This is a genomic window from Rhodococcus sp. 15-725-2-2b (assembly GCF_002259075.1).
Classification (GTDB): Bacteria; Actinomycetota; Actinomycetes; order Mycobacteriales; family Mycobacteriaceae; genus Rhodococcoides.
Map to the genome: position 1 here is coordinate 41,680 of NZ_NPFL01000010.1, position 18,780 is coordinate 60,459.

Consider the following 18,780-nt stretch of genomic DNA (forward strand, 5'->3'; position numbering starts at 1 on the left):
CGTGGGTCGGACTGTCGCCGCATGTGGGATCGGTGTCTCGGTTCTCGCGTCGTGCGGGGTGACCCAACCGGAGTCGACGGCAGCATTCGAGACCTGGTGTACTCCGACCGATCCGGGACTGTCCGAGCTCTCGGGCCTGGCGTGGACGGGCGATACCGGATACGCGATAGGAGATCGCGGCAGCGACGACCGGCTGGCGGTGCTCGACCGTGCCTGCGAGGTCACGAGGTGGGTCGAGGTCGGGGTCGAGACGGTCGACGTCGAGGACATGGCCGTCGATCATGCGGGGATCGTGTGGCTCGCCGACACCGGTGACAACGACAGTGACCGCGACAGCGTCACGCTGATCGGCGTCGATGTTCGGTCCGATCGGCGGACCTCCGTCTCTCTGCGCTACCCGGACCGCGCACACGACGTCGAGGCGTTCGCTCTGACGCCCAGCGGGCAACCGGTGTTGATCACCAAGGCCTCCGGCGGTGCGTCCGCCACGATATACAGCAGCGCCGAATCCGTCACCGCCTCTCCGCAATTGATCGATCTTGCTCGCAATGGAACGGTGTCGGCGACGGCACCGGACGGATCGAGCAGGCCGATCACCGGGGCGGCCGTCGATGCCGATGCCACTGTGGGGGCACTGCGAACGAAGAAGGATCTGTTCGTCTTCGATATCGCCGACGGCGATGTGGCCGCGGCATTCTCGGGCGCTCCAACCGGTGTTGTCGAGGGCCCCGATCAACCACAGGGCGAGGCCGTCGCCTTCACCGACGCGGGTGAACTGCTGCTCGCGTCCGAGGCCGACGGAGCTGCCGACTTGCCCGCCGTAGTGCTCGCTCCGTTCCACCGTTCGTAGGAAGAAGGAATCCGCATGAGTCTGTTCGACAAATTTCGACCCAAGGCCGCACTGGAGAAGCAGGGTGCGTCGCCGGAAGACCTGACCACCGAGCCCACCGGTTACCAGCAGACCGCAAGCAAGCTGCACTCGTTCAACCGGTACGAGATCAAGTACTTCGTCGCCGAGGCAGACGTCGCGCAGGTCCGTGAAGAGCTGACGGCGCGGATGGACACCGATCCGTTCTCGCCGAAGGGCGGTTACCCGGTCACCTCGCTGTACTACGACACCACCGACCTGCGGTTCTACTGGGAGAAGATCGAGGGCCTGAAGTTCCGACGCAAGGTGCGGGTGCGCCTGTACGGGGCGCCGTCGGAGTGCACGGACGACACACCGGTGCAGATCGAGATCAAGCAGCGCGTCAACAGGGTCACGCAGAAGCGTCGAATCTCGTTGCCCTACGACGTTTCTCAGCGGTGGTTGAACGGACGTGAGGAGATCGACTGCGATCCGAGTCAACGCCCGTTCGTCAACGAGGTCAGTACGTTGATCGCCAATCTCGACCTGCGTCCGATGGTGACGACCGGCTATCTACGCGAGGCGTACGTCGGACGCGAGGCCGATCTGGGGCTTCGGGTAACCATCGATCACAAGGTGCACGGACGCGACCGCGACTTCCGCTTCGACTCCGGTGCCGAGAATCGGTTCATCATTCCGCCCAAGCTGGCCATCCTGGAGATCAAGGCCAACGAGCGGGTTCCGTACTGGGTGACCAATATGACGGCTCGCATGAACATGTCCGTCATTCGCGTCTCGAAGTACTGCCAGTCCATCGAGGCATTCAGAATGGCACCCCGATCACGCGCCGGTGCACCCGAACTCGTGCTTCCCGCCGATGCCGATCATCGCGTGCCGTCGGATCTACTCGAGCCATACGCCGGCGCTCGCCGGTAGCCGACTCACCCCTAGGAGCCGCACGATGTTCGCACGCTTCAAGCCCAAGTCCGTTCTGTTCTACGACCTGTTCAACTCCTCGGCTCAACTGCTGGCCGCCGGAGCCAAGACGTTGACCGAACTGCTCGAATCCGCACCGGAGATCGATGCTGTGGCGCGTCGCATGGTCGATCTCGAGCACGAAGCAGACAGCATCACTCACGACCTGTTCCGCACCCTGAATTCGAGTTTCATCACCCCGTTCGATCGCACCGACATCTACGTCCTGGGTTCGAGTCTCGACGACGTGATGGACCACATGGAAGCGGCGACTCATCTGCTCTCGCTCTACCGGATCGACCGACTCACCCCGCACATGCACGACATGATCGACATCCTCGACCGGTCGGCGAAAGTCACTGCGGAAGCCATGCCGAGGCTGGCGTCGATGAAGGATCTCGAGCGCTACTGGATCGAGATCAACGAGCTCGAGAACCGGGCCGACCATGCCTATCGGACATTCCTGGCGGATCTGTTCGATGGCCGTTTCGACGCGTTGACCGTGATGAAACTCAAGGGAGTGGGCGACGAACTCGAAGATGCCGCAGACGCTTTCGAGAAAGTCGCGCACGTCATCGAATCCATCGTGTTGAAAGAGACGTGAGTGCGCGGTGGTAGCACTCGTTCTTGTCATCACTCTGGCGATGGCGTTCACCTTCACCAACGGCTTTCACGATTCGGCCAATGCCATCGCGACGTCGGTGTCCACGCGTGCACTCACACTGCGTTCGGCTCTGCTCATGGCCGCGGTGGGAAACCTGCTCGGCTCCTTCTTCGGTGCGAAGGTCGCCTCGACGGTCGGCGAGGGAATCATCGCCCTCGATGTCGGATCCGACGCATTGCTCGTGGTCGGGTGCGCCCTGGTCGGTGCCATCGCCTGGAATCTGATCACGTGGTGGTTCGGGTTGCCGTCCTCGTCCTCGCACGCATTGGTGGGCGGCATGGTGGGAGCTGCACTCGCAGGCGGAATGACAGTGCTGTGGGGAGGCGTCGCGACCAAGGTAATCCTGCCGATGATCGTCTCTCCTGCAGTCGGTTTCGCGCTCGGAAGTGCCGCGATGGTGGCCATTCTGTGGATGTTCCGCCGCTCGTCTCCCAGTGCCACCAGCCGCGGATTCCGGCGAGCTCAGACATGCTCGGCCGCAGCCATGGCCTTCGGGCACGGTATGCAGGATGCGGCCAAGACGATGGGCATCGTGGTTCTGGCACTGGTGGTGTCGGGTCATCAGGCCGATTACACGATTCCTCTGTGGTGCTATTTCCTCACCGCGACGGTGCTGGCGGTCGGAACAGCGACCGGAGGAATGCGGATCATGCGCACCCTCGGCCGCAAGATCATCGAACTCGACCCACCCCAGGGCTTCGCGGCCGAGGCGACCGCATCCGCGGTTCTCTACGTTGCCTCGATCGGACTGGGAGCACCGGTATCGACGACGCATGTCATTTCGTCGGCGATCATGGGCGTCGGGGCGACCAAGCGCACGACGGCCGTGCGTTGGGGAACGGCGGGAAACATGCTCGCGGCGTGGGTCACCACGCTGCCCGCGGCGGCAGCTGTCGCCGCGCTGACCTACGTGGTTGCCGGGGTGGTCCTGTGAAGTCGCGAGTAGGTCGGACATCGGTGAGTGCTGCACTGTGCGTGATGGCGTTGACCGCCGGCTGCAGCTACGAGCTGACGTCCTCCGGCGCAGGGAGCGATGTGTCGCGTGATGTTCAGGAGGCACGGGACGGTTTTCTCGAGACCCCGGGAATGGCCGAACTGTTCGACGACCTCTACGGGCAGGGCATCGGAACGACCGTCAACGAGGTGTTCGCGCTCGGTATCTACATTCCCGGCTTCTGCGAGACCCGCGCCCAACAGGGACTCACGGAGGAGGAAGCCGTCGCAGAGGTGACCGATTCTCTGGGAGCAACCTACGACAAGGGGACCGGCGAACCCTGGGCCGAGCCGATCGTGCAGGCCGCGGAGGAGCACGTCTGCCGCTGAGTCGGGTGCGGTGTCGGTGGGCCGTGCGAGCATGGACTCGTGGAGTCCAGCGGCCGACCCGTGGCGAGCATCATGCACGCCGATCTGGACTCCTTCTATGCCTCGGTGGAGCAGCGTGACGACCCGCGGTTGCGCGGCAGGCCGGTGATCGTCGGCGGGGGAGTGGTGCTCGCCGCCAGCTACGAGGCCAAGGCCTTCGGGGTACGCACGGCGATGAGCGGTGGGCAGGCCCGCGCCGTGTGCCCGCAGGCGATCGTCGTCCCGCCACGCATGGATGCCTATTCGCAGGCGAGCAAGGACGTGTTCGACGTCTTCCACGACACCACCCCGCTGGTGGAGGGCATCTCCATCGACGAGGCATTTCTCGACGTCGGCGGCTTGCAGAAGATAGCGGGCAGTGCGACCGAGATCGGTCGGCAACTGCGCCGGGACGTCGCCGAGCAGGTCGGGCTGCCCATCACCGTCGGGATCGCCACCACCAAGTTTCTGGCCAAGGTGGCCAGTGCCTTCGCCAAGCCCGACGGCCTTCTTCTCGTGCCGCCCGGCGGCGAACTCGAGTTCCTGCATCCGCTGAACATCGAAAGGCTCTGGGGCGTAGGCAAAGTGACCGCCGAGAAGCTGCACGTCCTCGACATCAGGACCGTCGGGGATATCGCAGCCTACGGCGAGCGGTCGTTGGCATCGGTGCTCGGCAAGGGAGCGGGCGCCCATCTGTACGCGCTCGCCATGGGCCGGGATCCGCGACGCGTCCAACCCGGGAAGTCACGCAGTTCCATCGGCGCGCAGCGGGCACTCGGACGCGGCAGGCACGACGCGGCCGAGGTGGAGGCCTCGTTGATCGGGCTCGTCGATCGCGTCACGCACCGTATGCGCGCAGCAGAGCGAACCGGTCGAACGGTCATGTTGCGCTTACGGTTTGCCGATTTCACTCGCGCTACCAGATCACACACGCTCGATCGCGCCACCGCCGACACCCGAGACATCCTGGACGCCGCACTCGAACTGCTCCGTGATGCCGCACCGCTGATCGCCGAGAAGGGCATCACCCTCGTCGGTGTCACCGTCTCGAGTATCGACAAGGGTGGAGCCGAACAGCTCGAGTTGCAGTTCGACGCATCGCAGGTGCGGACGCCGCCGGAGGCATCGGCTCTCGACCGTGCGCTCGACGGGGTGCACAAGAAGTTCGGATCGACATCGCTCACTCGTGGGGTGCTTCTCGGCCGCGATCCGGGAATCTCGGTTCCGCTGTTGCCGGACTGACTAGTGCCGAGTCGACGGTTGCACCCGAAAGCCCGTGGGCATCATGGTCAGTCGCTCCACGACCTGAAGCCGGTACGAAGGGTCGGCGTGCAGATCGAAACGCTGGAGAATGGTTCCGAGTACCAGGACCGCCTCGTGAATGGCGAATTGCCTTCCGATGCAGGCACGTTCACCGGTACCGAAGGGCTTGTAGACATGAGCCGGTCTGGCCCTGATGCGGTCGGGTAGAAAGTTGTCCGGGTCGAACTCGCCGGGACGATCGCCCCACACCGGATCGCGATGCAGGGCCGTCACCAGCACGATCGCCCAGTCCCCGGCCGCCATTCGGTAGCCGTCACCGACGGTGGTCTCGGCCCGTGCTCCTCGGCCGAACGCGGGAACCGTCGGCCACAGGCGCAACGATTCGTCGAGGACTCGGCGGACGTACCGTAGCTTGGGGACCTGCCCGAACTCGGGCTTGCCCGCACCCCAGACCTCGTCGACCTCGGCGCGGGCCCGTTCGAAGACCTCCGGATGTGTCGCCAGGTAGTACAGCGCGAACGACAGCGCACCGGAGGTGGTCTCGTGCCCGGCGATCAAGAACGTCAAAATCTGGTAGCCGATGTTGGCTTCGCTCAACGCATTCGGATTTTCGACGTCGCGTGCCGCGTTCATCATGATCTGCAGCAGGTCGTCGAAGTTCTCGGTGGACCGGCGTCGAGTTCGGACGACGTCTGCGAGGACATCGGCCAAATACTGTTTGTTCTGCGCGTACGCGCGATCCGAGCGGGCCAACAAGGGTTTGGCGAACGCAGGGACCTTCAGAAACGCCCGCCGCTGGTTGTAGGTCAGTGCGCCGACCATCGCGGAGACGAACGGATGCGGCTCGGTTCGGTCGAACGAACCGAAGCTGTAACTGAACCCGGTGCGACCGATGGTCTCGAGCGTCAGCTTCGTCATGTCCGAGGACACGTCGGTCGTCGCCCCGGTGCGTGCGCAACCTTCCCAGTGCCGAACCAGATCGTCGGCGACGTCGACCATGATCTCGTGATAACCGCGCATGGCACCGGCGGTGAACGCCGGACGCAACAGATCGTGGGCGCGTTGCCAATTCGGTTCGTGGTTGTAGGCGGTGAACAGACCGTCGGCTCCGATGTCGCGTAGATTCTCGACGCCGGGAGGGAGAAACTTCTCGAACCGCTTCTCGTCGCACAGTTCGCCCACCACATCGGCACCCGAGGCGAACACGAACCGTCGGCCGAGGATGCTCCGCTCGAACATGGTGCCCAGGCGGCCGGCCATGGCGGTCGAGTCCTGAACCGGTGTGCGCGGGTTGATTCCGAGAACGTCGCCGAGCACGGGGACTCGGTACGGGGGATGCGGCAGAGCGTCATTTCGTACCGCGAACTCTGTCGACATCGCCACTCCATCGTTTAGAGACAAGCCTGTTGAACCGGTGTCCAATAGTGACCGTACTCACTGTTGAACCCGTGTCAAGTAAAGTTCGAGTCCCATGACCACACCCCGTAAGCGGATGACGCCGACGCAACGGCGTGCGCAGCTACTCGAGATCGGCTCGGCGCTGTTCGCCGAGCGGCCCTACGAGGACGTGTGGATCGAGGAGGTCGCCGACCTCGCAGGCGTCTCCCGCGGGTTGATGTACCACTACTTCCCGTCCAAGCGTGAATTCTTCGTCGAGGTCGTGCGCACCGAATCCGAGCGAAACCTCGACCTCACCGCACCGGACACCTCCCTTCCGGTCCTCGAGCAGATCGCCGCCGGTCTCGATGCATACATCTCCTACACCGACGAGCACGCGCACGGCGTCCGCGCCGTCAACCGCGGGTGTCTGCTGGGAGACCGACGGATCGACGACATCCTCAGGCGCGAGTTCGAGATCCAGCAGGAGCGGATCCTGGCTGCTCTGCCCGAAGGATTCCGCGACGACGAAATTGTCCGCACCGCACTGCGCGGGTGGGTGGCCTTCGTGCGAGCGGTGTGCCTGGACTGGGTGGAGCGCAGAACTCTGAGCCGAGAACAGGTTCGTGCGGTGTGTCTACGTGCCGTGGCAGGTCTTCTCGAGGTGTGAGCTGCGGGGTTATCGTCGATGCATGTGCCGAAACATCACCACCCTGCGAGGGCTGGAACCACACGCAACCGACGAGGAGATCGAAGCGGCCGCGCGTCAGTACGTCCGCAAGATCAGTGGTGTGCAGAAGACCTCGGACGCCACCCGTGACGCCTTCGAGGTTGCCGTCGCCGAGGTGACGGCAACGACGCACCGGCTCCTCGACGCGCTCCCGGAGCGGCGTCAGCCACCGCCGACGGTGCCGCCACTGAGGCGTCCCGAAGTGCAGGCGCGAATTGCGGCCGCGGGAGTGCAGCCTGCGGAACGACCCGTATCGGCCTCGAAAGCCGGATCCTAGACGGTGCTGTCCGGCGGCACCGCTGGAAGTCCTTCGCTCACGCGCAGCTTCTCGGCCATCGAGCTGAGCAGGTTCTGAGATTCCTCGGACAGGTCGAATGCCCTGGCGGACAGGCGACGTAGGCCGTATCCCTGCAGCTGGGTGAGCAGTTCGAGGTCGTGATCGACCTTGGCCGCATAGATGTTGTCGAAGAAGTAGTCGGCCTTGACCTTGAAGAACGCGGCGAGTGCCGCCACGGTGTCGGCGGACGGATTGACGCGCTGCCCCGACCGCAGTTGCGAGATGTACGGCTTTGAGATCTGGTGCCCGCGCAGGGCGAGTGCGTCGGCGACCTCGGCATTGGTGTGTGGCTTGCGTCCGGGCGGGTGGATCGTGGCGAACAGATGGTTCAGACGTGCGGCGAAATCAGCGGACATCGGGGATGTGTGTGCCTTCCTGATACAGCCGCTGCCCACCCGGGCAGATCGGTCCGCCACGGACCGAACCGGCTCATAGTAGCCGCTGTCGTGATCCCGTCGAATCATGGCTGACCTGCAGAAATCCGTCCCAGAATCGGACTGATCGGTTTCATGAGGGGGGTGACGTGCGGGGCCGAGTCCGCGCGGCCGGGTACCCGGGGAAACGGGATCGAACGAATGCTTTTCCGCAGAATCGGGCGCGTGATCGGAGCCTCGGTGGCAGACTGTCTTGCCAGGCGGAGGGGGTGGAGATGACCGGTCGTCGACGACGAACGTTCGATTCACGAGACGGTGACGCGGAGGTGGTCGAGCCTCTGCTTCGTGCAGTGCTGTCCTACGCACCGCGGGACGAATCGCCCATGCCGCACCCGTCCGAGGGAATCATGCTCCGCGCCGAGGACGGCTCCGGATTCGTTCGGCTCGAACTCGCCATCGCAGACGATCTCGGCGCAGGTATCCCGGGTCCGTTCGGATCCAGGTTCTACGAATGTGGATCGTTCGAAGTGATTGTCCCGCAACGAGATCCCTGGGACGGTGCACTGCTGATGATCCACCTGCTCGACACCCGAGCGCCCCACCGCTTCGAGTTCGTCACGTCCATGCCGCCTCGGTGGAGCCTGCGGCTCGAGCACGACGGCTCGGTGTCGGTACTCGACGATTCCGGTGATGCGGTGATCTTCATCGGCCGCCCATGGGCTTTCGACTCGGATCTGCATCCGGTTCGCGTGCACTACACCATCGAGAACGACCTTCTGGTGCAGAACGTCCTGGCCGACGCGGACGCGGGCTATCCCATTCTGATCGACCCCGATCCCGACGCGATCATCACCGGAGACGGCAGGCTCATCACCGAGACCTGGACTCCTCGCCTGGTGGCGGGCGGAATCGTCGAGGATCTGCCGCCGAAGTCTTTGTCGAGCTGAAACCCGAGCAGCGCAACGTGATTCAGAACGGATCGTGCTGAATGTGCTCCATCGGTGTGCCGACCTTGCGGAGGGCGTAGATCGTTGTCCGAACCATCGACGGCGACCCACAGATCTGAATCTGCCGATCGGCCCACGAGCCGAACTGGGTCACCACCTTGCCCACCGCGCCGTGCAGACGGTGGTGCATTCCCCATGGCAGTTCGCGAGGTGTGCCCGAGTACCACCACGGATTCTCGAGCTCCTCGGTCACCGGAACGACCGTCAGCCACGGATTGGACAGAGACAGCTGCCACAGCGTGTCCAGATCGTAGAGATCGCACGGATACGTCCCGCTGACGAACAGATGCACCCGCGGATTGTTGCTGCGCTGCGCCATCTCCATGACCTGCGCGCGCAGCGGAGCCAGGCCGGTACCTCCCGCGATCATCAGCACGTCCTCGCGGATCGCGCGATCGACGTGCATCCCGCCCAGTGGCGGGCTGATGGACCAGCGATCACCGACCGCGGTCTCGGTGACCATCGCCGGCGACACCCAGCCCCCGGATACGCGTCGGACGTGGAACTCGATCTCGCCGTACGGATTGCTGGGGATGGCCGGGGACAGATACCGCCACAGCTTGGGCCGCTGCGGAATCTGCACACTGACGTACTGCCCGGGGAAGTACGGAATTTCGCCGTCGGTCTTGAGCCGCACGACCGCGAGGTCGTCGAGAAGCCGATGATGTTCGACGACGGTGGCACTCCAGAACGGCGGCAGTTCGTCGTTGTCGGCGGCTTCGGCCATTGCGTCGCTCACGACGGTGAGTGTGTCGTTCCAGGCCGTCTCGACCTCGTCGGTCCACACCTCGTTGCCGGCGAAGGTGCGGAACGCGCTGATCAGGGCCGAGCTGCCCGCACGGAAGTGCGCGCCCGAGATTCCGTGCTTGCGGTGGTCCCGGCCGAGCTGCTCGAGGAACGGTTCGACGCGGTCGGGGTCGTCGAGATGCTCGAAGACGTACCCGAGCGCCATGACGAAGTGTTCACGCAACGCATCCATCGACGCGGGGAACAGGGCGCGGAAGTGGGGGTGCTCGGCGAACAGGTGGCCGTAGAAGGACCGAGACAGCCGCGCCGGTCCGTCCTGGGCGGCCACGACGGACTTGAATCCGGTGCGAACCAGGGAGATCGTGCGTGCGTCGAGCATCGATCTACCTCCACCCCACCGATTGCCCCACCGGTCACTGCCGTCGACCGTCTCCAAAGTAGACCGATCGAGGGTATCGCGCACGGTGCGGAATGTGCAGAGTCGCGCACGAAGAAAATCAGGGTTGAGCGGAACAGACTCAACTTGTCTATGGTTGTACCCAGCGACAGTCACGAAACCCGATCCGAGAAAGAAGGTGACCGGTGGACAGTTTCACTCCCACCACGAAGTCGCAGGCAGCGCTTTCTGCTGCCCTGCAGGCCGCATCCGCGGCCGGTAACCCGGACATTCGTCCGGCACATTTGTTGGTGGCGTTGCTCGATCAGACCGACGGCATCGCCACACCCTTGTTGAAGGCCGTCGGCGTCGACCCTGCAACGGTGCGTCGAGAAGCGCAGAACCTCGTCGATCGCATGCCCTCGGCATCCGGCTCGACCACAACTCCGCAACTCGGCCGTGAAACCCTCGCCGCGATCACCGCCGCGCAGCATCTGGCCACCGAACTCGACGACGAGTTCGTCTCCACCGAGCACCTCATGGTGGGCCTGGCGACCGGCAACGACGACGTAGCCAAGCTTCTGAGCGGCCACGGAGCCGGACCCAACGAATTGCGCGACGCCTTCCAGGCCGTCCGGGGCAGCGCGCGGGTCACCAGCGCAGATCCCGAGAACACCTACCAGGCGCTGGAGAAGTACAGCACCGACCTGACCGCGCTGGCCCGCGAAGGCAAGCTCGATCCCGTCATCGGGCGCGACACCGAGATCAGGCGTGTCGTGCAGGTCCTGTCGCGACGCACCAAGAACAACCCGGTGCTCATCGGCGAGCCCGGCGTCGGCAAGACGGCCATCGTCGAGGGACTCGCCCAACGGGTCGTGGCAGGCGATGTTCCGGAGAGCCTGCGCGGCAAGACCGTCGTCTCCCTCGACCTCGGTTCCATGGTCGCGGGGGCGAAGTTCCGCGGTGAGTTCGAGGAGCGGCTCAAGGCCGTGCTCGACGACATCAAGAACTCCGCGGGCCAGGTCATCACGTTCATCGACGAGCTGCACACCATCGTCGGTGCCGGCGCGACCGGCGAGTCCGCGATGGACGCGGGCAACATGATCAAGCCGATGCTGGCCCGCGGCGAACTGCGTCTGGTCGGTGCGACGACCCTCGAGGAGTACCGCAAGTACATCGAGAAGGACGCTGCCCTCGAACGACGCTTCCAACAGGTCTACGTCGGAGAGCCCTCGGTCGAGGACACCGTCGGAATCCTGCGCGGACTCAAGGAACGCTACGAGGTGCACCACGGCGTCCGGATCACGGACTCCGCCCTGGTCGCTGCGGCAACGCTCAGTGATCGGTACATCACCGCCCGCTTCCTGCCGGACAAGGCCATCGACCTCGTCGACGAGGCCGCGTCGCGGCTGCGCATGGAGATCGACTCGCGCCCCGTCGAGATCGACGAGGTGGAGCGGGCCGTCCGCCGCCTCGAAATCGAGGAGATGGCCCTGGCGAAGGAGACCGACGACGCGTCGAAGGCTCGCCTCGACAAGCTCCGCCAGGAACTGGCCGATCTTCAGGAGAAGCTCGCCGGGCTCAGCACCCGCTGGCAGAACGAGAAGAACGCCATCGACTCGGTGCGGGTCCTGAAGGAGGAGCTCGAGAACCTGCGCGGGGAGTCCGACCGCGCCGAACGCGACGGCGATCTGGGCAAGGCCGCCGAGCTGCGTTACGGACGCATCCCGACGCTCGAGAAGGAGCTCGCCGCCAAGACCGAGGACTCTCCTGCTCAGGGCGAGGTGATGCTCAAGGAGGAAGTGGGACCGGACGACGTCGCCGACGTCGTCGCGGCCTGGACCGGAATTCCGGCCGGCCGGATGCTCGAAGGCGAGACCGCCAAGCTGCTCCGCATGGAGGACGAACTAGGCAAGCGAGTCGTCGGACAGAAGGACGCCGTACAAGCGGTGTCCGACGCGGTCCGGCGCTCCCGTGCCGGGGTGGCCGATCCCAACCGTCCGACGGGATCGTTCCTCTTCCTCGGCCCCACCGGCGTCGGCAAGACCGAGCTGGCGAAGGCGTTGGCGGAGTTCCTGTTCGACGACGAACGGGCCATGGTGCGCATCGACATGAGTGAGTACAGCGAGAAGCATGCCGTCGCTCGGCTCGTCGGTGCACCTCCGGGCTACGTGGGCTACGAGGCCGGCGGACAGTTGACCGAAGCCGTGCGCAGGCGGCCGTACACGGTGGTGCTCTTCGACGAGGTCGAGAAGGCACACCCCGACGTGTTCGACATCCTGCTCGCAGTGCTCGACGAGGGCCGTCTCACCGACGGCCAGGGCCGGACCGTCGACTTCCGCAACACGATCCTGATCCTCACCTCCAACCTCGGTGCCGGCGGTACCAAGGAGCAGGTGATGGACGCGGTGCGGCGTTCGTTCAAGCCCGAGTTCGTCAACCGACTCGACGACGTGGTGGTGTTCGACGCGTTGTCCGAGGATCAGCTCGAGTCGATCGTCGACATCCAGCTCGGCTTCCTGGCCAAGCGTCTGTCGGCTCGTCGCCTGACACTCGAGGTGTCGTCGCCGGCGAAGATGTGGCTCGCGGTGCGCGGTTACGACCCGCTGTACGGTGCGCGTCCGCTGCGTCGACTGATCCAGCAGGCCATCGGGGATCAACTGGCGAAGTTGCTCCTCGCCGGTGAGGTCCACGACGGCGATGTGGTGTCGGTCAACGTCAGCCCGGATGGCGAGCACCTGATCCTGGGCTAGCCGGGGTCGCCTGTCCGAACAGGCCCGCACGAGCGCTGCTCGTGCGGGCCTGTTTCGTGCTTCGACCGGGGTGCAGCGGGTGGGTACGCTCGTGGAATGACGAATCCGGACGACCCGCGGTCACCTCGAGAGCGCGATCAGGACGCGGCACGCCAGGCGGAGTCGTCCGAGCCGACCCAGGACGACGGTCGGCCGTACTCCGGAACCCAGCAAAATCCCGACGGCGCTCACCCGACCGAGGCATATCCGACGCAGGCGTATCAGAACCCGGGCTACGAGAACGCGGCCTACCAGAATCCGGACCCGCAGGCGTATCCGCCGGGGTATCAGCCGACGCAGGCGTTTCCGCCTTACGACCCCGAGCAGCAGGCTGCGGCGAATCAGGCCTACGGCCAGACCCAGCAGTACGGTCAGGCCCCGGGTTACGGCCAGGCGCCGGGGTACAACACTGCTCAGTACGGGCAACCCCAGCAGTACGGGCAGGCTCCGGGCTACGACACTGCGCAGTACGGCCACACTCAGCAGTTCGGCCACACTCAGCAGTTCGGACAGCCGCCGGAGTACGGTGCCCCACCTCCCACCGAAGGACCGAACGACGCCGATTCCGGCAGCAAGGGGCCCCGACCGTGGGTTCTGGCGCTCATCGGACTCGTCGTTCTCGCCATCGTCGTGGTGTTCGGCATTTCCTTCCTGAGCGGGGGATCGGACGAGCCCGAGACCACGGCGACTGCGCCGTCGACCTCGATCCGGCCGCCCACCTCGACTGCGCCCACGACCACGCCGCAGCCCACCGAATCGGGCACGGCCACCACACCCGAGCTGATCCCGGGGGGAATTCCCGAGATTCTCGGCCAGCTCGGCTCGTCGGTGGGAACGATCACCGCCAACGACGGCTCGACTCTGACGCTCGACGGTCTCGACGGGGCCCCGGTCACGGTGCAGACCACACCCCAGACCCAGATAATCTCGTTGTCCGGTAGCGATCTGGCGTCGCTGACCGTCGGTGCATTCGTCGTGGTGCAGGGCGAGGCCGTCGAGGACGGAACGATTCGCGCGAACGTCATCATCGAAACGCCGAGTCTGGGTGGTTAGGCAACCCGCGTCGCAGTAGGGACGGTTCACAGGCCCCGGCGGTGGTGGGCGGCGAAGGTGTCGATGTCGATTAAGGTGGTTCGCGATGACGGCAATGTGGTTCGGCCTTGCGGCAATTGCACTGATGGGTGCAGTGGCCCTGCTCTACATCGACAGGTCCAAGCGAGATCGGTCCGGACGTGTACGGCAGATGTGGGCCAAGGCTCAGGGATACGAGTACCGACCGCACGATCGAGAACTGGTCACGCGGTTCTCGCGCGCTGCCCTGTCCAAGCCGGAGTTCGACGTGGCTCTCGGAGTGGTGACCGGCGTTCGACGCGGTGAGGAGTTCGTTCTCTTCGACGTCGAGGAGACGGGCACGATCGTGGCCGTGCAACGCTCGGTCGGTTCGGATGTCGACATCGATCTTCGGCCCCGCTCGACGCCACCGCCGCGCGACGAGGACATGGAACTGCTCGGTTCCATCGGCCCACGCGTGGTGTTCGCAACCGACGTCGACATCGCTCGGCGTGTCTGCGACCAGCGGATGGCAGCGTTCACCGAGTCCATCCCGGAGAATCTGCAGCTGCTGTGGAGCGAGAAGGACTGGACGCTCGGGTCACTGCCGCTCGGCAGTGTCGGTCGCGATTGGGATGCCGCGATCGACGCGGTCGCGAGACTGTCGGGCATGTTGCACGTGCTGCCGCCGGTTCGCGGAAGCGCGGTCTACGGCGCTCGCCCCGGTGATGATCGGAGTGATCCCGGTAGGCCGTCGGTGCACGAGGCACCCACGCAGCAAGCACCCGTGGCACACAATCCTCGGCCTCGCGTGGCCGAACCCCGTATTCAGGCGGTTCGACGCCCGGAGCCGCCCGTCGCCGAGCCCAGAACCCCTGCACCCAACACGCCTGAGCCGAGGGTGCGGCCTCCTCGCGCCGCCGAGCCCCGTGTCCAGGAACCGCGTATCCAGGAACCCCGTGTTCAGGAACCTCGTGTTCAGGAACCGCGTGTGCAGGAGCCGCGTCCGCAGGAGCCGGGGCGCAGGCCGCGTCCGCCGAGGCCCGATGCTGCCGGTCCGCAGGCCGCAAGTAGGGCGAATCCGTCGCGTCCGGTGCCACGTCCGCCCGTCTCGCGTCCGATTCCGTTCGACTCGGACCGCCGACGCAATCAGCCGTGATCGAAGTTCGGGCGTGTTTACGGGCGCAGACGCGCTTACGCGGCTAAATTCGTACCTCGTGACGGTTTCTTCGGGTGTTGTCGTGGCAGTCCTGGTCCTCATTGTCGTGGTCGGTTACGTGGTGGTCGCGGTGCGTCGACTCGGTCGATACAGCGATCAGACGGAGCAGAGTCTGCGGCTGGTCGATGTCGAGCTCGATCGGCGTCACGAGCAGTTGGGCCCGTTCCTCGCCGCCGCGGAGGCCACCGGGCTGTCCGCCGATCTGCTGCGTCAGCTCGGCGGTGCACGTTCGTGGTCCAAGGCCGTGCGCGATCGCAGCCTGGGTCTGCAGGCGCAGGCCGCCGCCGAGAACGCCCTGTCCGCCGCGTTTCACGCCGTGCTCGCCGATGCCGATGCGCGCCGGAACGCGTTGGGCAATTGGTCGTTTCAAGGCCCGGCCGGTGAACTGAACGTCACCGAGCGCCGTATCGCAGGCGCGGTGCGGGTGTACAACGACAACGCGTATCGGTTGTCGCAGGCGATCGGCACGTTCCCGTCCTCGCTCGTCGCCAGGGCTCGTTCGTTGACCGCACCGGAACCGTTCGTGGAGACCAAGGAACTGCTCGACGAGCAGCAGTCGGCCGAGATCGCTGCCTAGTGGCAGAACGATCAGCGGAGCCGGCGGGAGCGCCTGCGCGGGTCGGTGGGTAAGTTCGTACCGACCTATCGAAGATCCGTGGTGCGACGAGAGGAATCCGAACATGGCCGACAGTGCCGCGAATTCGGACCGGCAGGAACTGGCCGATTTGGTGAAAGAGCTTGCCGTCGTGCACGGGAAGGTCACGTTGTCGTCGGGCAAGGAAGCCGACTACTACGTCGATCTTCGTCGCGCGACTCTGCATCATCGGGCAGGCGCGCTGATCGGTTCGTTGATGCGTGATCTGGTTGCCGACTGGGATTTCGTGTCGGTCGGCGGTCTGACGATGGGTGCAGATCCGGTGGCGATGTCGATCATGCATGCGCAGGGGCGTCCGATCGATGCGTTCGTGGTGCGCAAGGCCGCGAAGGCGCACGGCATGCAACGTCGGATCGAGGGTCCGGACATCGTCGGCAAACGTGTTCTGGTGGTGGAGGATACGACGACCACCGGAAATTCTCCGCTCACTGCCGTGCAGGCTCTGCGGGACGCGGGAGCGACGGTCGTCGGCGTGGCCACGGTGGTCGATCGGGCGACCGGGGCGGACGAGGTCATCGCCGCAGAGGGGCTCGAATATCGATCCCTCCTCGGCCTGGCGGACCTCGGCCTGTAACCCCTGGCTCCGAAAGAGCTTGTCAGCGAACGAGTTGCGCGACGACGACGAAGTTGTCGTCGGTGGGTTCGCCGCCCTGGACGTCGCAGTTTGCGAGGATCAATCGTCCCGGTACCGAGCGTCGGAGTTCGTTGTCCGCGAGCAGAGATCCCTTCGGTAGAGGGCCGACCGATTCGACCGCGTACTGCAAGGTGCCGCTCGGGGTGCGCAACACGACGGTGTCGCCCGGGGTCACTACCCGCAACGCCTTGAACGGGGCGTCACGCTTCGAGTAGTTATGTCCGGCAACCACTACCGTTTGTTCGGTCGAGGTTCCCGGCATTCCGCTCTCGGCCCACCACGCGGGCAGTTCGTCGACCGGGTTCAGCACCTGGCCACTGTCGCCGCCGCGGTAGAGCGGGTCGGGATGGATCGGGCTGCTCAGGTAGGTCGTGCCGTCCGAGGATCGGAGTTCGATGTGGTCCGGCTGAGCGGGAGCGACGTCGCTCGCCGGTGCAGCCACCGAGATCTGTGACTGCACCGGCGAGCGATCGGGTGCGGCGATCCCGACTTCGTCACTCGCACAACCTGATACGAGTAGAGCGAGGGTCAGGATCGCCGTCCACAGCCAGCGGGTTCTACGAGGTGGCATCGGTGGAGCTGCGGCGACGCAGGTAGAACGCTCCGCCTGCTGCCGCGACCACGACCACGCCGACTCCGGCCAGGATCACCGGGGTGTTGGACGAGCTGTCCGACCCGCCCGATGCCTCGTCGGAGGAATCGCCGAGAGCGAGATCGACCGGCGGCAGATCGCCGGCAACGCTGACGACACCGTTCTCGTCGGTGGTGAAGTAGTCCGCGACGGTGAACGATCCGTCCTCGTTCCTGACACCGACCAGTGACACTCCGGTCTCGTCGACGACGACGGTGTTCTCGTCGATCTCGGTGACCGGAACGTCCTCGCGGACAACATTTCCGAGGTTGATCGTCCACTCGAATTTCGGTCCGCTGGCAGCCAGTTCGGCTGCTGCGGCCTTCAGATCGGCCTCGGCCTTGGCCTTCGCGTCGGCATCGGCCTTGGCGGCATCGACGTCGGCCTGTACGGCTGCCAGTGCGTCCGCGGCCTCCGTCGCCTTGGCCTTGGCTGCCGCGGCTGCCTCGGTCTTGGCTGCCAGATCTGCATCGGCGGCGACAACCGCGGCGTCGGCGTCCAGAACTGCCTGCGCGGCGTCGTCGGCCGTCTTCTGCAGTGCCGCGATGTCGGCGTCCGACGGGGCGGCGTCGAGTGCGGCCTGGGCTGCGGTTGCTGCCTCTGCCTTGGCGTCGGCGTCGGCCTTGGCCGCATCGGCTGCTGTTCGGGCGTCGGCTGCAGCCTTCTGCGATTCGGTCTCCTCGCCTGCGGCAGCCTCGGCTGCGGCTTCGAGGTTCTTGGCGTTCTGCTCGGCCATCGCGGCCACCGCAGCTGCGGTCTGAGCCTCGATGTGCAAGGCCAGCGACTTGGCCGCGGTGGCAGCTGCGGCCCTGGTGGCGGCAGCGACCTTGGCGAGGTTGAAGTTCTTGAACGAGTCCTGCAGTGCCTGGAGGGAGTCCTCGACGGCCTTGGTCGACGCATCGGCCTCGACCTTGGCGCTGGCGGCGAGCTCGGCCTTCGCGTTCGCGTCGGCGCGGGCGGCCGCAGCTGCGGCGGTGGCTTCGGGGTCGCCCGATACCGCTGCGGCTTCGAGCTCGACAGCCAGATCCTCCGCCGTCTTCGCGTCGGCTGCGGCCTGGTCCGCTGCCGCCTTGGCCTCGCCGGCCGCGGTCTCGAGCTCGGCAGCGTCCTTCTTGGCTGCGGTGACCGCAGCACTCGCGGCCTCGCTTTGGACCTTGGCCGATGCGGCGGCCGTGACGGCAGCCTTGGCCTTGACGTCGGCCTCGGCTGCAGCGACCTCGGCCTTGGTGGCGTCGTTACTCGCGGCGGTGTCGGCGGCCTTGGCGGTCTCGAGGCGCACCTGAGCGGCGGCAGATGCTTCGGCGGCAAGCTTGCTGGCCGCTTCGGCGTCGGCGATCGCCTGCCTCTCCGCGTCGGACAGCTGCGGGATGACGTCGAGGTTGACCGTCGCGGTGCCGTCGTCGTTGAAGACGACGCCGCCGGTGACCTGGGGCAGCGGGCGGATGGTCGACGGTAGCTCGGGGGCCGGGACGGCTGCGGCCGCTGCGGCTGCGGCGTCTTCCGGGGTGACGGCCGGAGCAGGTGCTTCGATCTGCGCGTCGACGGTGGCGGATCCTTCGACCGCTGCGCCCTCCTCGGTGGTGGGAGCTCCGGATTCGGTGCCGCCCTCGGTGGCCGGCTGCTCGACTGCGGAGCTTTCGGGTGTCTGATCCTGCGCACTGGCGATTCCCGGTGCAGCGATGGAGAGGGACAGTGCCATGGCGGCCCCGGCAGCGGCGAGGCGCGCCTTCTTGGACCTGGCGATCGACTTCTGCGACATGG

General features: G+C 65.7%; 19 protein-coding genes. 14 read left to right on the forward strand and 5 right to left on the reverse strand.

Annotation, left to right across the window (positions count from 1 at the left end):
* Position 1 precedes the first annotated feature (1 nt).
* From CH306_RS12280 to dinB, 6 genes are all read left to right on the forward strand, one after another.
* Positions 2-850, forward strand: coding sequence for a hypothetical protein (locus CH306_RS12280; RefSeq protein ID WP_143544547.1), 849 nt, complete (start codon positions 2-4; stop codon positions 848-850).
* 15 nt (positions 851-865) lie between these two features.
* Positions 866-1,783 (forward strand): polyphosphate polymerase domain-containing protein, encoded by a 918-nt coding sequence (locus CH306_RS12285; protein ID WP_094646762.1) that lies wholly within the window; start codon positions 866-868, stop codon positions 1,781-1,783.
* A gap of 25 nt (positions 1,784-1,808) precedes the next feature.
* Positions 1,809-2,426, forward strand: coding sequence for a DUF47 domain-containing protein (locus CH306_RS12290; RefSeq protein WP_094646763.1), 618 nt, complete (start codon positions 1,809-1,811; stop codon positions 2,424-2,426).
* Positions 2,427-2,433: 7 nt separating this feature from the next.
* Positions 2,434-3,420 carry an inorganic phosphate transporter gene (locus CH306_RS12295; protein ID WP_032397171.1) on the forward strand — a complete coding sequence of 329 codons (987 nt, stop codon included), beginning with the start codon at positions 2,434-2,436 and terminating at the stop codon, positions 3,418-3,420.
* Positions 3,421-3,443: 23 nt separating this feature from the next.
* A complete protein-coding gene (locus CH306_RS12300) occupies positions 3,444-3,809 on the forward strand; it encodes a hypothetical protein (protein ID WP_143544545.1) in 366 nt (121 codons plus the stop codon).
* A 72-nt stretch (positions 3,810-3,881) separates the two neighbouring features.
* Positions 3,882-5,069: a DNA polymerase IV gene (gene dinB, locus CH306_RS12305; protein ID WP_179272863.1), complete on the forward strand. Its 1,188-nt coding sequence runs from the start codon at positions 3,882-3,884 to the stop codon at positions 5,067-5,069.
* Here the strand turns inward: dinB and CH306_RS12310 are convergent, their stop codons facing one another.
* Positions 5,070-6,467 (reverse strand): cytochrome P450, encoded by a 1,398-nt coding sequence (locus CH306_RS12310; protein ID WP_094646871.1) that lies wholly within the window; start codon positions 6,465-6,467, stop codon positions 5,070-5,072.
* A 94-nt stretch (positions 6,468-6,561) separates the two neighbouring features.
* On the opposite strand from CH306_RS12310, the gene CH306_RS12315 reads away from it, so the two are divergent.
* Positions 6,562-7,137, forward strand: coding sequence for a TetR/AcrR family transcriptional regulator (locus CH306_RS12315; RefSeq protein ID WP_094646765.1), 576 nt, complete (start codon positions 6,562-6,564; stop codon positions 7,135-7,137).
* Between the two features lie 22 nt (positions 7,138-7,159).
* On the forward strand, positions 7,160-7,474 hold the full coding sequence (locus CH306_RS12320; RefSeq protein ID WP_045198644.1) for a DUF2277 domain-containing protein: 315 nt from the start codon (positions 7,160-7,162) through the stop codon (positions 7,472-7,474).
* Here the strand turns inward: CH306_RS12320 and CH306_RS12325 are convergent.
* Entirely contained in the window at positions 7,471-7,890 is a 420-nt protein-coding gene (locus CH306_RS12325) for a helix-turn-helix domain-containing protein (RefSeq protein WP_032397406.1), read from the reverse strand. The two genes, CH306_RS12320 and CH306_RS12325, sit on opposite strands and share 4 nt — an antisense overlap.
* Positions 7,891-8,183: 293 nt before the next feature.
* On the opposite strand from CH306_RS12325, the gene CH306_RS12330 reads away from it, so the two are divergent.
* Positions 8,184-8,855, forward strand: coding sequence for a hypothetical protein (locus CH306_RS12330; protein ID WP_143544543.1), 672 nt, complete (start codon positions 8,184-8,186; stop codon positions 8,853-8,855).
* Positions 8,856-8,877: 22 nt separating this feature from the next.
* Here CH306_RS12330 and CH306_RS12335 read toward each other — a convergent pair whose 3' ends face one another.
* Entirely contained in the window at positions 8,878-10,041 is a 1,164-nt protein-coding gene (locus CH306_RS12335) for a globin domain-containing protein (RefSeq protein WP_094646766.1), read from the reverse strand.
* 203 nt (positions 10,042-10,244) lie between these two features.
* Here CH306_RS12335 and clpB point away from each other — a divergent pair, with 203 nt between their 5' ends.
* The 5 genes from clpB to pyrE all read left to right on the forward strand — a co-directional run bounded on the left by clpB (position 10,245) and on the right by pyrE (position 16,328).
* Positions 10,245-12,791: an ATP-dependent chaperone ClpB gene (gene clpB / locus CH306_RS12340; RefSeq protein ID WP_032397165.1), complete on the forward strand. Its 2,547-nt coding sequence runs from the start codon at positions 10,245-10,247 to the stop codon at positions 12,789-12,791.
* A gap of 96 nt (positions 12,792-12,887) precedes the next feature.
* Positions 12,888-13,883: a DUF5666 domain-containing protein gene (locus tag CH306_RS12345; RefSeq protein WP_094646767.1), complete on the forward strand. Its 996-nt coding sequence runs from the start codon at positions 12,888-12,890 to the stop codon at positions 13,881-13,883.
* A gap of 85 nt (positions 13,884-13,968) precedes the next feature.
* A complete protein-coding gene (locus CH306_RS12350) occupies positions 13,969-15,039 on the forward strand; it encodes a hypothetical protein (protein ID WP_094646768.1) in 1,071 nt (356 codons plus the stop codon).
* A gap of 58 nt (positions 15,040-15,097) precedes the next feature.
* Positions 15,098-15,676 (forward strand): LemA family protein, encoded by a 579-nt coding sequence (locus CH306_RS12355; protein ID WP_032397164.1) that lies wholly within the window; start codon positions 15,098-15,100, stop codon positions 15,674-15,676.
* Between the two features lie 103 nt (positions 15,677-15,779).
* Positions 15,780-16,328, forward strand: coding sequence for an orotate phosphoribosyltransferase (pyrE, locus tag CH306_RS12360; RefSeq protein WP_032397163.1), 549 nt, complete (start codon positions 15,780-15,782; stop codon positions 16,326-16,328).
* Positions 16,329-16,350: 22 nt separating this feature from the next.
* On the opposite strand, the gene CH306_RS12365 is transcribed toward pyrE, so the two are convergent.
* Positions 16,351-16,959 carry a class F sortase gene (locus tag CH306_RS12365; protein WP_094646769.1) on the reverse strand — a complete coding sequence of 203 codons (609 nt, stop codon included), beginning with the start codon at positions 16,957-16,959 and terminating at the stop codon, positions 16,351-16,353.
* A complete protein-coding gene (locus tag CH306_RS12370; protein ID WP_094646770.1) occupies positions 16,946-18,778 on the reverse strand; it encodes a hypothetical protein in 1,833 nt (610 codons plus the stop codon). Before CH306_RS12370 ends, CH306_RS12365 begins: the two co-directional genes overlap by 14 nt.
* Between the last annotated feature and the right edge of the window lie 2 nt (positions 18,779-18,780).

Bases quoted from the DNA above. Each gene is read 5' to 3' on its own strand.
- CH306_RS12350 (WP_094646768.1), top strand. From the start codon at position 13,969: ATGACGGCAATGTGGTTCGGCCTTGCGGCAATTGCACTGATGGGTGCA.
- CH306_RS12285 (WP_094646762.1), top strand. From the start codon at position 866: ATGAGTCTGTTCGACAAATTTCGACCCAAGGCCGCACTGGAGAAGCAG.
- pyrE (WP_032397163.1), top strand. From the start codon at position 15,780: ATGGCCGACAGTGCCGCGAATTCGGACCGGCAGGAACTGGCCGATTTG.
- CH306_RS12320 (WP_045198644.1), top strand. From the start codon at position 7,160: ATGTGCCGAAACATCACCACCCTGCGAGGGCTGGAACCACACGCAACC.
- CH306_RS12290 (WP_094646763.1), top strand. From the start codon at position 1,809: ATGTTCGCACGCTTCAAGCCCAAGTCCGTTCTGTTCTACGACCTGTTC.
- CH306_RS12330 (WP_143544543.1), top strand. From the start codon at position 8,184: ATGACCGGTCGTCGACGACGAACGTTCGATTCACGAGACGGTGACGCG.
- dinB (WP_179272863.1), top strand. From the start codon at position 3,882: ATGCACGCCGATCTGGACTCCTTCTATGCCTCGGTGGAGCAGCGTGAC.
- CH306_RS12370 (WP_094646770.1), bottom strand. From the start codon at position 18,778: ATGTCGCAGAAGTCGATCGCCAGGTCCAAGAAGGCGCGCCTCGCCGCT.
- CH306_RS12310 (WP_094646871.1), bottom strand. From the start codon at position 6,467: ATGTCGACAGAGTTCGCGGTACGAAATGACGCTCTGCCGCATCCCCCG.
- CH306_RS12345 (WP_094646767.1), top strand. From the start codon at position 12,888: ATGACGAATCCGGACGACCCGCGGTCACCTCGAGAGCGCGATCAGGAC.
- CH306_RS12315 (WP_094646765.1), top strand. From the start codon at position 6,562: ATGACCACACCCCGTAAGCGGATGACGCCGACGCAACGGCGTGCGCAG.
- CH306_RS12365 (WP_094646769.1), bottom strand. From the start codon at position 16,959: ATGCCACCTCGTAGAACCCGCTGGCTGTGGACGGCGATCCTGACCCTC.
- CH306_RS12335 (WP_094646766.1), bottom strand. From the start codon at position 10,041: ATGCTCGACGCACGCACGATCTCCCTGGTTCGCACCGGATTCAAGTCC.
- CH306_RS12325 (WP_032397406.1), bottom strand. From the start codon at position 7,890: ATGTCCGCTGATTTCGCCGCACGTCTGAACCATCTGTTCGCCACGATC.